This window comes from Vibrio sp. QJM3NY_15 (genome assembly GCF_057785995.1).
Window position 1 is genome coordinate 1,903,897 of record NZ_CM173518.1, and the last position, 11,234, is coordinate 1,915,130.

The following is an 11,234-nucleotide window of genomic DNA, read 5'->3' on the forward strand; positions in this document are numbered from 1 at the left end:
GCTTTGAATGCACACCGTTAAAACAAGTATAGGTTCAAATCTAACATCATGTAATAACTAATAAAACCATCAGCACTCCATCTCTGACGGTTTATTTACAAATTACTCGGTTCAGTCTAAAGAATAAAACGCGCTAGAACAAAAGCCGAACAAGTAGCTAGCGCGTGATTGTGTAAGATTAACGATTAGATGTTGGTATTAACTACTGCACGAGATACGCGTCAAAGATAAGTTGACCAATTTCGTTAATCACCTTGTCACGTTCTTGGATAGTGAATTCAGTTTCTGTAAGAGAGATGCTGATGATCAACGGAGATCGATTTTCACTCCAAACCATAGCTGTAATAGCGCGAGAACCATAAGCGCCCGCTCCCGACCTGTCCGCAATACTCCAATCATTGGGTAAGATAGAACGCAGCATTCCGTCAGAAACTTTGTTGCCCATCATCCAGTTCTTTAACTTCAACTTAGACTCTTGTGACAGCGTATTTCCGTATACCAACTCATTTAACGTAACTACCATACTATTCGGTGTCGTAGTATCACGAACGTCGCCTGGTCGAGCATGGTTCAACTCTGGTTCCATATGATCAAGACGAGTATTACTGTCACCAGCTAAACGCAGGAACTCTGTTAAGCCATTAGGACCACCCACACCAGTTAAAACGACATTCGCTGCCGTGTTGTCGCTCATCGTCATGGTTGCCGTACATGCATTTTCAAGTGAAAGTTCTTTGCCTACTAAGTGTTTAGTCACTGGAGACCAAACAATCAAATCGTCTGACTCGATATCCACCTTTAAGCCTAAATCTAACCCTTCATTTTCAAAGTCATAGAGAAGATTTGCACAAGCTAGGGTTTTAAAGGTACTCATCATCGGAAAGCGTTCGTCGCCCTTATAACTCCATGTTTGCTTAGTTGCAGAATCATAAACAGCAATACCAATGCGTGCCGATACACGAGATTCAATTTGCTCAATAGATTGAGGTTCTAAGGAATGACTCAACGATGACGTAGAAAAGAAAACGCTCAACAACACAAGAGCGAGAGAAGTATATTTTTTCATTGTGAAACCATAAAAAAACGATCGATTGATCGTATATAAAATTAAACTCGACACCTAAAGAGCATCGAATTGAGAGAATCTAAGCAGAAAGCGACAACCTTCGCTAGATCAAATGAAAATAACTAACTAAATCCGAACAATATCTCAGTATTTTAGATATCCTTAAAAGAGTGATTTCAATAGGATTCAACCTTGAACAAACCAAACCAAATAACATTCTCAACGTTCAACCTTTTGAACTACCTCGAACCTCCGAATGCTTATTATGATTTTGAGAACATCTACAGCTTCGAGGAATGGCAGAAGAAGCAACATTGGATGGCTGAAGCGATTAAATCATTAGATTGCGATGTGATTGGCTTCCAAGAGATATTTAGCCCGCAGTCTTTAGAGCAGTTAATGAATGATCTAGGTTATCCGTACTTTGCGGTTGTCGATTACCCGCATGTTGAAGATGATTACCTGTATACCTCGCCTGTCGTCGGTATCGCCTCTCGCTACCCGATTGAAAAAGTACAGCCGGTTAAACCAGATTCAGAGTTGCTGTCAGCCTTCAATCTTAGTGACAATTTTTCATTCAACCGAACGCCTGTTCATGCGACCATTACGCTTCCTCACTTAGGCTCGACTGATTGTTACGTTGTGCACTTTAAATCGCAACGTCCTACCGAACCCAAAACTGAACAACTAAAATCCTGTAGCCGCTCAGCAGATCAAAAGCCGCAAAGTGACACACTGGTTAAGCTTCATCAAGAACAACTTGGCTCTTGGCTATCGAGTGTGCAGCGCGGTCTAGAAGCTCAGATGCTGCATCAATACATCACCAATCAGCGCTATCAAACCGATCAGCCAGTGGTGTTAATGGGTGACTTTAACAAACCACTGTTTCACGATGAGTTCAAAGGACTGTTGAGCTATTCACTGAATCGAGATGAAGCGAGTAGACATTGGTTATCGCACTTCCGCTTAAAAGACAGCTGGGATCTCTATCATCAATTGCATGAAGAAGATTTGCTCGAACAACGCAAACCAACGCACTACTACGGTGCTTCTGGATCTGTACTGGACTACATTTTGATGTCCAATGAGTTCGATTGTCAGAACTCATCAAGCTTGATGGAGATCTCTCGCTACACAGTGCTCGACCATCACCTTATCAACCCAAGTTTTGAACACGACCAATTCAGTACTGACCATGCCATCGTTGCTGTCACCGCTCATATCCGTGAAGCCTAGCTATTCGATTACATCTTCAATCTGATTCACAAAAGATAAGCATTAAAAAAGCCGCAGTTAAAACTGCGGCTTTCCACTTTAGCTAAACGGGTTGAGCCAACCGACGCCCCATTTAGAAACCGATTTTCCGTTTAGCAAAGTGTGAAACTTCAAACCCATACACCAAGTAACAACCAATCTCAGCGGCTAACCCGAACGCTCGACAATCATCTTAGTATGGCGTTTTTCTCTTACTACGATTAGTCATATGATCATAAAAGTAGATGGTATGAAATTTCTGCATAGGCTCGGTAAAAAGTATAGCTTTATCTAACTCAAACCTTCTCTGAAGGTTTATTTCGGTGTTAAATGTGTATCGGTGTTCATAATGACGAAATGCAACAGTGTCATTTGAAATCAAAAAATGAAATGCATCGTGCGTTTTATTTAACTCATATATCTGTCTTGCCAGTCGCCTAGTGCCATCATTAACATAATCACCGTCACCATTTAGAGAATTAACTGTGATTTTAATATGATCCTTTTGGGTCTTTCCATTAACTTCTCTGTAAGAATGTTCAAAACAATAAACTTTACCATTGTCTTCTTTTATTATTCCAACAGGGTCAGGAGCATACATATAGGTTTCTTCAACACCACTACAAAAATTTCCCATACCAACCAAAGGAATATTTTTTCCTCTATATTCTTTGTAAAGTCCAAACTTACCCGGATTTTGAGCTCTTATATCTTGTTTTATTTCGTTAAAAAATATATGACCGTTGATGTAAGATATACTACTTGATTCAGTCTCACTAAATACTGAAATCCAAACCCAAGGTTCAGACTCCTCACTATCAATATTAAACTTCACAATTGGCTTCATGTGGTAAATCTGAGAAAGAAATCTATCTTTATCCTTCGATGCATCATAAAGATCGCAATTTCCGAGAAAGTAATTGCCATATAGGTCTGGTTGCCTTCCATAGTCAATAGGATGACATTCGAAATCATCATACATTGCCAAAATAACATTACCATCATCTACAGCAAGAATACTCGCGTCTTTTACGTCAGCTTTCACCTTAACTTTTCCATCCAAAGTTATTACATTAAGCTTATGATATTTCGTAAAATAAGCAATGTGCTTGCCATCTGTATGGAAACTATAAGGCGAATTCTCTTCCTCAATTGTATATTTTTTTCCATCTGCGGTTACGTAGAAAAATTCAGAGCCTGTATTGATAACAACCACATCACCAACGAGCTTAGCTTGCATGAATTCGACTCGTAAAGAGTCCATTGCATCTAGTTCGTATGTCACGTGACTCCCGTCATTAATATAGGTAATCATACTTGTCAACCTATCGTCATATTCGTAGCTATAAACTGACGATAAAAATATACTTTCAGAAATGACATTTATAGAATTTATAAAACCATCAACACCCTCAAATATATTTATTTTTTCTGAATCAATACTGTGTATTGACTGTGACATACTGTAATAACCCATACTGTCTGATCTAAAGACACTATCTTTACTAACGTTTGACACTAATGGTATAACCTTTAACACCTCATAATTTAATTCTTCTTGCTCTTTTTCTTTGGGCTCAAAATTTCCGCTGCCATCACCACACCCAGTTATGATTAACATGGCCAATAATATTAATGTTATTTTTTTCATTTTAAAATTCCCAAACCAAAGCTATATAATTTCATATCTATTGGAAGCTATTAACTGACTTATATTTGTGGCTTTATATATTTAATTAAAAATCTTGAATTAATTTTCTTGGGTCACCACGTCACCACCCCAAACTTCGAGCACGGGCTATTCAATACTGATCATGCAGTTGTGAGGACACACGAAGACAGTCTGTTTAATAAGACGTAGCTAACGTTAGATACAATAAAGCCGCGAGAAGAATCGCGGCTAGCCGAATTATCAGCCGTTGCTCATTCCAATGGGACTAAAAGTGGTAAGTACCAGCAACAAAGAAAGAACCAAGCGTCATAGAGTATGTTTGTTCGTCGAAATGTTTAAAGTCAAAAATATCAGACTCATAACCAACGCGGAAACTGATTCCCTCAACAACTCTTGGGGTATATTCAACACCTAAGCCAATACGAAGCGCTTCACCTGAGTCATTAACCTTAGGTAACTCTTTGTCCAAAATTTTTGCGACTAAACGTGCAGACTCAGCATATTCATGATCGAGTTCGATGTAGCTTAAGCCAATAATACCGTATGGTCGGATCCCATTGTTAAACGTGTACCCAATGTTACCCGACAAACTGTACGCTTTCGGCGACCAAGTCATCACTGTATGACCATCAGATTTGGTCTTTACATCACCGTAGTTTGTATACTGCAATTCAAGAGAAGCAATTCTATTGAACTTATAGCCTGCAATAAGGTGGTAAGTGTTGTCATCCGCTTTCATTGAAGTTGGGGTTGAGCGGTAATCATACATTCCGCCATCATCAATATCAGCAGAACCAACGCCACCACCAAAGTAATAACCTCGCTCGCCAGAAACCGCCAGATTGCTAAAGCATGCAAACATCATTGCGATGCTTAGAATAAATTTGTTGTTCATTACTGCTTGACCTTAATTAGTGCAAATCAAAATTGTTGCAACTTCCCTGCTACACAATCTTGTTAGATTTATCCGACACCCCGTCGAATTCGCCAGCAGGTTAAGCTCACCGAAAACAAAAAAATAAATAAAAATATAATTACTTTGTAATTTCAAACAACAGAATCAGTAAAAACAAAGTAAGCACATGATTAATAAGAAAATAAAAAACATACATTTCGAGAAGAAATCCTCTCGCCGATTTTCAAACCATCCCATCTTTAGATTTTATTCGCGCGGACTTACGCATGCTTACTTTCAACAGTGACGTTTTTTTGCATAATCCGCGCGCTTTGATCATTCGCACACTTAGATAGCAGCACAACCATATTCAATCTCCACCATTCAAAATAAGATGAACAACAACACAATGAACCAGACCATAGACCTCAACGGCTTAATCATTGATATCGACTCTCGAACCATTACTAATCAACAGGGAAACAAAATCACTTTGCGCCCTCACCTATTAGCAGTGCTCTGTTTATTGTTAGAAAATGCGGGAAGACCCATTTCGAGAGAACACATCATTGATATCTGTTGGGGCGGTCAACTCTCCTCTCCCCACATTCTGGCCAACGTCGTTTATAACCTACGTAACGTCTTTGCACGTTTGAGAGTTCCACACATCCAGATAATTACCATCAATAAGTTTGGTTACGCGTTATCGATTGAACCCACCTAAGAGAATTGGGGAAGTATCAATTAACGCAAACGACATGAAGAGAACACCCTTAACACTCCCCTTGTAACCTTACTTCTGTGGACGATTGAAACACGCACTATGAGCTCGTTTTATTCGTGTTTATGCAACTAATCGAGGTGACTAAGATCACCAAAAAACGCCCCATCGAAACGTTTCGATGATCATTATCACACTCTAAAACAATCAAACGTGCAAATGATAAATCAAACACTATTATCACTATCGAAACGTTTCGATGGCTTTTTCTTGAGTTGTTCTCAACCCATTAAGCGTTATTTTTCGATAGGTCGTGATATGAAAAAAAGTACTCTAATTAATTCTGAACTCTCTTACTTAGTGGCGACTCTTGGCCACACAGATGAAATCACGATTTGTGACGCGGGCTTGCCGATTCCAGATCACGTAACTCGCATTGATCTTGCCTTAACTCATGGTGTTCCGAGCTTTCAGCAAACGGTAAAAACCATGCTGGATGAATCTCAAATTGAAGGCGTTGTGATTGCAGAAGAGTTTGCGAAAGTCAGCCCAGAGCACCACGCTGCGCTGATTGATTTAATCAAAACAGAAGAAGCGCATTGCGGAAAATCACTTTCGATTACTTACATCACTCATGAAGAATTCAAAGAGCGCACGCATGAAAGCCGCGCGGTTATCCGCACAGGTGAATGCACGCCTTACGCTAATGTCATTTTCCAAGCTGGCGTAACCTTTTAACTTAAGCAAAACGCAACGACAGCTCAGTGTCATCACTGAACCAAAACAATCAAATACAACTGGCCCCGAGTAAAGGAACCGACATGACTCAAGCCATTTTAGAACTTAGCTCAATTGAGAAAGCCTTCCCTGGTGTGAAAGCACTGGATAAGGCAAGCCTCAACGTTTATCCAGGACGCGTAATGGCGTTAATGGGCGAAAACGGTGCAGGTAAATCAACGCTCATGAAAGTGCTCACCGGCATTTACCACTTGGATGGCGGCACTATCGCCTACCAAGGTAAACCCGCGGCATTTAAAGGACCGCGTGATTCACAACAAGCTGGCATTAGTATCATTCACCAAGAATTGAACCTAATTCCAGAGCTAACCATCGCCGAGAACATCTTCTTAGGTCGTGAAATCACGGGCACTATGGGTCGCATCTTGTGGAACGAAATGTACCAAGAAGCGGACAAGCTACTTAAACGTCTTAATGTAAAACACAGCTCGAAAACACTTTTAGGTCAGTTAAGCCTTGGTGAGCAGCAAATGGTAGAGATCGCGAAAGCTCTATCGTTTGAATCTAAGGTCATCATCATGGATGAACCAACGGATGCATTAACCGATACCGAAACTGAGTCGCTATTTAAGGTGATTAACGAGCTGCGTTCTGAAGGCTGCGGCATTGTTTATATCTCTCACCGCCTGAAAGAGATCTTCGAGATTTGTGATGACATCACGGTGCTTCGTGACGGTAAATTCATTGGTCAGTGTGAAGTTAAAGACACCGACGAAGATGGCCTGATCGAAATGATGGTTGGCCGTAAGCTAGACGAACAATACCCACGTATCGGGCAGAGCCACGGTGAAACCTGTCTTGAAGTGATTGGCCTGACGGGTTCTGGTGTTCATGACGTGAGCTTTACTCTAAAGCGCGGCGAAATCCTGGGTGTATCTGGCCTAATGGGCGCGGGTCGTACCGAACTGATGAAAGTGATTTACGGTGCCCTTCCAAGTGAACGCGGCGTCATCAACCTAGAAAACAAAACCATCAACCCTGTAAGCCCGAAAGACGGCTTGGCCAATGGCATTGCTTACATCTCTGAAGACCGTAAAGGCGATGGCCTTGTACTAGGACTTTCAGTGAAAGAAAACATGTCGTTATGTGCACTGGACCTACTGACAAAGAGCGGTCAAATCCAACATAAAGACGAAGTGATTGCAGTTGATGACTTCATCAAGCTATTCAACATCAAAACCCCGACTCGCGAACAGATTATTGGCAACCTTTCTGGTGGTAACCAACAGAAAGTGGCTATCGCTAAGGGCTTGATGACCAAACCAAAAGTACTGATTCTCGACGAGCCAACGCGTGGTGTCGATGTCGGTGCGAAGAAAGAGATTTACCAACTCATTAATAAGTTTAAAGCCGACGGCATGAGCATTATTTTGGTTTCATCTGAAATGCCAGAAGTGTTAGGAATGAGTGACCGCATCATGGTGATGCATGAAGGCCGTGTAAGCGGTGAATTTGATGCTAAAGAAGCAAACCAAGAATTATTACTGGCGTGTGCGGTCGGTAAAAAGATCAACGAGGACGCAGCATGAGTACTAAAACCATGAGCAAAACAACTGAAGCTCCAAAGAAAAAACCGTTAATCAGCAAAGAATGGCTGATTGATCAAAAGTCATTAATTGCTTTGATCTTCCTGATTGTTGTCGTTTCTTTCTTAAACCCAAACTTTTTTACTGTCGATAACATCCTAAACATTTTGCGCCAAACCTCGGTTAACGCAATCATAGCTGTAGGTATGACGCTGGTTATCTTAACCGCAGGTATCGACTTGAGTGTTGGTTCTGTACTGGCACTTTGTGGCGCGTTCGCGGCCAGCATGATTGGCATGGAAATCCCAGTGATGATTGCAGTGCCAACCGCTCTAGTAGCAGGTGCAGCATTGGGTGCAATCAGTGGCGTGATTATCGCCAAGGGTAAGGTTCAAGCCTTCATCGCAACGCTTGTAACAATGACTCTATTACGCGGCGTAACCATGGTTTACACCGATGGTCGTCCTATCTCTACTGGCTTTACTGACACAGCAGACGCGTTCGCTTGGTTCGGTACAGGCTACGCAATGGGCATCCCAGTTCCAGTATGGATCATGGTCGTGGTATTCGCTGCGGTATGGTACCTACTGAACCACACACGCTTTGGTCGTTACGTTTACGCACTGGGTGGCAACGAATCAGCAACTCGCCTATCAGGCATCGACGTAGACAAAGTAAAAATCGGCGTTTACGCAATCTGTGGTCTGCTAGCAGCAGTGGCAGGCATCATCGTGGCATCTCGTTTGTCATCAGCTCAGCCAACCGCAGGTATGGGTTATGAGCTAGATGCCATTGCAGCCGTAGTTCTTGGCGGCACAAGCTTGGCCGGCGGTCGTGGTCGCATCATGGGCACATTGATTGGTGCTCTGATTATCGGCTTCCTAAACAACGCCCTAAACCTATTAGACGTATCTTCTTACTACCAGATGATTGCAAAAGCAGTGGTTATTCTTCTGGCGGTATTGGTCGACAACAAAAACAAATAAAACCTATTCACATCCTAGGTTAATACAAGTAACACCCTGTTTTATCTTAAAAAATATTAGAATCTATAAATAATGTAACTACGAGCTAGGACTCACCTCCTAGCTCACCCTACACAAAGGACTTACACCATGAAAAAATTAGCGACTCTTATTTCTGCTGCTCTTCTTTCTACAACGGTATCTGTGTCTGCACAGGCGCAAGATACAATGGCAATCGTTCTGTCTACATTGAACAACCCATTCTTCGTAACCATGAAAGATGGCGCAGAAGCGAAAGCAGAAGAGCTAGGCTACAAGCTTATCGTTCTTGATTCTCAAAACGACCCAAGCAAAGAGCTTTCGAACATTGAAGATCTAACCATTCGTGGTGTTAAAGCAATCCTGATTAACCCAACGGATTCAGACGCTGTGTCTAACGCTATTCGTATTGCTAACCGCTCAAACATCCCAGTATTAACGCTAGACCGTGGTGCAAGCCGTGGTGACGTAGTGAGCCACATTGCTTCTGATAACGTAATCGGCGGTGAAATGGCGGGTCACTACATCATGGAAAAAGTGGGCGAAAAAGCGAAAGTAATCCAACTTGAAGGTATCGCAGGTACTTCAGCAGCTCGTGAACGTGGTGAAGGCTTCATGAACGCAGTAAACGGCAGCGACCTTGAGCTTCTTGCAAGCCAACCAGCTGATTTCGACCGTACTAAAGGTCTGAACGTAATGGAAAACTTGCTTGCTGCAAACCCAGACGTACAAGCTGTATTCGCTCAAAACGATGAAATGGCACTGGGTGCACTTCGCGCAGTTCAAGCTTCAGGTAAAGACGTAATGATCGTTGGCTTTGATGGTACAGAAGACGGCATCGCTGCAGTTAACCGCGGCCTACTAGGCGCAACGGTTGCACAACAGCCTGACCTAATCGGTTCTCTAGGTATCGAAATGGCAGACAAAGTACTGAAAGGCGAAACAGTAGAAGAGTACGTACCAGTACCTCTAAAAATCATCGCTAAGTAATAGTTACTAGATAACGCGATATAAAGCAGGGGTCCCCTATCCCCTGCTTTACTTAACTCACTAGCTCACTGACTCAAGACAAAAAGCAAAAAACCGACAGTGCATCGCTGTTTCTCATCCGCCGCCAACAAAGCGAGCAATTTACGTAATGAGAATTTACGTAATGAGAATTAACGTAATGAGAAAGACCCATGCATTTTCAAATACGATATATCATAAGGCTCGTATCATGACTCAACTGATTGTTTTAGGTAGCGTTAACGCTGACCACGTACTGCAAGTTCCTTCGTTCCCTCGTCCGGGTGAAACCTTGATTGGCGGTAACTATCAGGTCATCCCTGGCGGCAAAGGCGCAAACCAAGCGGTAGCCGCTGCGCGATTAAACGCAGACATTGGCTTTATCGCCTGTGTCGGTGACGACCCATTTGGCATCAATATTCGCCAAGATTTCGCCAAAGACGGCATCAACATCGATAGTGTTATCGTTGCAGACAACACACCGACAGGCATCGCGATGATCCAAGTATCAGCAACAGGTGAAAACAGTATTTGCCTTTCTGCTGAAGCCAACAACAAGCTGACTTGCGATCAAATCGAACCGCACCTAGAGAAGATTCGCGGTGCTAAATACCTTCTAACTCAGCTTGAAACACCGATTGAAGGCATTGAATATGCTGCAAAAGTAGCAAAAGAGAGCGGCACTCAAGTTATTCTTAACCCGGCTCCTGCACGTCCATTATCGGATTCATTGCTTGCTTGTGTTGATGTGATTACACCTAACGAAACCGAAGCTGAAGTACTAACAGGCATTACCGTGACTGACAGCGCATCCGCTCATCAGGCAGCTTTGGCTTTGCACGCGAAAGGCATCGAGACTGTGATGATCACACTTGGCGCAAAAGGCGTTTGGGTAAGTAAAAACGACAAGGGTGAGCTAATCGCAGGGTTCCGCGTTGAAGCAACGGACACAACCGCTGCGGGTGACACCTTCAACGGTGCATTGGTAACAGGCTTACTTGAAGACATGCCACTTGAGCGTGCGATTAAGTTTGCTCATGCCGCGGCTGCTATTTCAGTGACTCGCTTTGGTGCACAAACCTCCATTCCAAGCCGTTCTGAAACCGATACATTTTTGTCAGAGCAATTATCTGCCTAACTTGATACCCATTTGAAGGCTTAACTCCTGAGCGAAACCGCAGTTAACGGATGTTAACCTTCAATTTCGGTAACAACAAATAACAAGCATAAGCCCCTGTTTTCGGGCAGAATATCGCGCAACGTGGCAAGTTACTCCCACAAGGATTTTTT

The 11,234-nt window shown here is 42.5% G+C and carries 10 protein-coding genes; 7 read left to right on the forward strand and 3 right to left on the reverse strand.

The window, feature by feature from the left end; genetic code table 11:
- Positions 1-202 precede the first annotated feature (202 nt).
- Positions 203-1,066, reverse strand: coding sequence for a class A beta-lactamase (gene bla / locus AC3CKG_RS24585; protein ID WP_488529562.1), 864 nt, complete (start codon positions 1,064-1,066; stop codon positions 203-205).
- Positions 1,067-1,258: 192 nt separating this feature from the next.
- Here bla and AC3CKG_RS24590 point away from each other — a divergent pair, with 192 nt between their 5' ends.
- On the forward strand, positions 1,259-2,302 hold the full coding sequence (locus tag AC3CKG_RS24590; RefSeq protein ID WP_488529563.1) for an endonuclease/exonuclease/phosphatase family protein: 1,044 nt from the start codon (positions 1,259-1,261) through the stop codon (positions 2,300-2,302).
- 211 nt (positions 2,303-2,513) lie between these two features.
- Here AC3CKG_RS24590 and AC3CKG_RS24595 read toward each other — a convergent pair whose 3' ends face one another.
- Both AC3CKG_RS24595 and AC3CKG_RS24600 read right to left on the reverse strand, forming a co-directional pair.
- A complete protein-coding gene (locus AC3CKG_RS24595; RefSeq protein ID WP_488529564.1) occupies positions 2,514-3,971 on the reverse strand; it encodes a hypothetical protein in 1,458 nt (485 codons plus the stop codon).
- A gap of 286 nt (positions 3,972-4,257) precedes the next feature.
- Complete coding sequence (locus AC3CKG_RS24600) at positions 4,258-4,887, reverse strand: porin family protein (protein ID WP_065112865.1); 630 nt, start codon at positions 4,885-4,887, stop codon at positions 4,258-4,260.
- A 409-nt stretch (positions 4,888-5,296) separates the two neighbouring features.
- On the opposite strand from AC3CKG_RS24600, the gene AC3CKG_RS24605 reads away from it, so the two are divergent.
- The 6 genes from AC3CKG_RS24605 (at position 5,297) to rbsK (ending at position 11,082) form a co-directional block, all read left to right on the forward strand.
- A complete protein-coding gene (locus AC3CKG_RS24605; RefSeq protein WP_488529565.1) occupies positions 5,297-5,611 on the forward strand; it encodes a winged helix-turn-helix domain-containing protein in 315 nt (104 codons plus the stop codon).
- 315 nt (positions 5,612-5,926) lie between these two features.
- A complete protein-coding gene (gene rbsD / locus AC3CKG_RS24610; RefSeq protein ID WP_102344096.1) occupies positions 5,927-6,346 on the forward strand; it encodes a D-ribose pyranase in 420 nt (139 codons plus the stop codon).
- An 83-nt stretch (positions 6,347-6,429) separates the two neighbouring features.
- Complete coding sequence (gene rbsA / locus AC3CKG_RS24615; protein ID WP_488529566.1) at positions 6,430-7,935, forward strand: ribose ABC transporter ATP-binding protein RbsA; 1,506 nt, start codon at positions 6,430-6,432, stop codon at positions 7,933-7,935.
- A complete protein-coding gene (gene rbsC / locus AC3CKG_RS24620; RefSeq protein ID WP_017082395.1) occupies positions 7,932-8,918 on the forward strand; it encodes a ribose ABC transporter permease in 987 nt (328 codons plus the stop codon). The genes rbsA and rbsC overlap by 4 nt, the downstream gene beginning before the upstream one ends.
- 129 nt (positions 8,919-9,047) lie before the next feature.
- Complete coding sequence (gene rbsB / locus AC3CKG_RS24625) at positions 9,048-9,926, forward strand: ribose ABC transporter substrate-binding protein RbsB (RefSeq protein WP_017111884.1); 879 nt, start codon at positions 9,048-9,050, stop codon at positions 9,924-9,926.
- A gap of 229 nt (positions 9,927-10,155) precedes the next feature.
- A complete protein-coding gene (rbsK, locus tag AC3CKG_RS24630; protein ID WP_102344039.1) occupies positions 10,156-11,082 on the forward strand; it encodes a ribokinase in 927 nt (308 codons plus the stop codon).
- Positions 11,083-11,234: the final 152 nt, after the last annotated feature.

Excerpts from the sequence above, each read along its gene's own strand:
- bla (WP_488529562.1), bottom strand. The coding sequence starts at position 1,066 with ATGAAAAAATATACTTCTCTCGCTCTTGTGTTGTTGAGCGTTTTCTTT.
- AC3CKG_RS24595 (WP_488529564.1), bottom strand. The coding sequence starts at position 3,971 with ATGAAAAAAATAACATTAATATTATTGGCCATGTTAATCATAACTGGG.
- AC3CKG_RS24600 (WP_065112865.1), bottom strand. The coding sequence starts at position 4,887 with ATGAACAACAAATTTATTCTAAGCATCGCAATGATGTTTGCATGCTTT.
- AC3CKG_RS24605 (WP_488529565.1), top strand. The coding sequence starts at position 5,297 with ATGAACCAGACCATAGACCTCAACGGCTTAATCATTGATATCGACTCT.
- rbsD (WP_102344096.1), top strand. The coding sequence starts at position 5,927 with ATGAAAAAAAGTACTCTAATTAATTCTGAACTCTCTTACTTAGTGGCG.
- rbsA (WP_488529566.1), top strand. The coding sequence starts at position 6,430 with ATGACTCAAGCCATTTTAGAACTTAGCTCAATTGAGAAAGCCTTCCCT.
- rbsC (WP_017082395.1), top strand. The coding sequence starts at position 7,932 with ATGAGTACTAAAACCATGAGCAAAACAACTGAAGCTCCAAAGAAAAAA.
- rbsB (WP_017111884.1), top strand. The coding sequence starts at position 9,048 with ATGAAAAAATTAGCGACTCTTATTTCTGCTGCTCTTCTTTCTACAACG.
- rbsK (WP_102344039.1), top strand. The coding sequence starts at position 10,156 with ATGACTCAACTGATTGTTTTAGGTAGCGTTAACGCTGACCACGTACTG.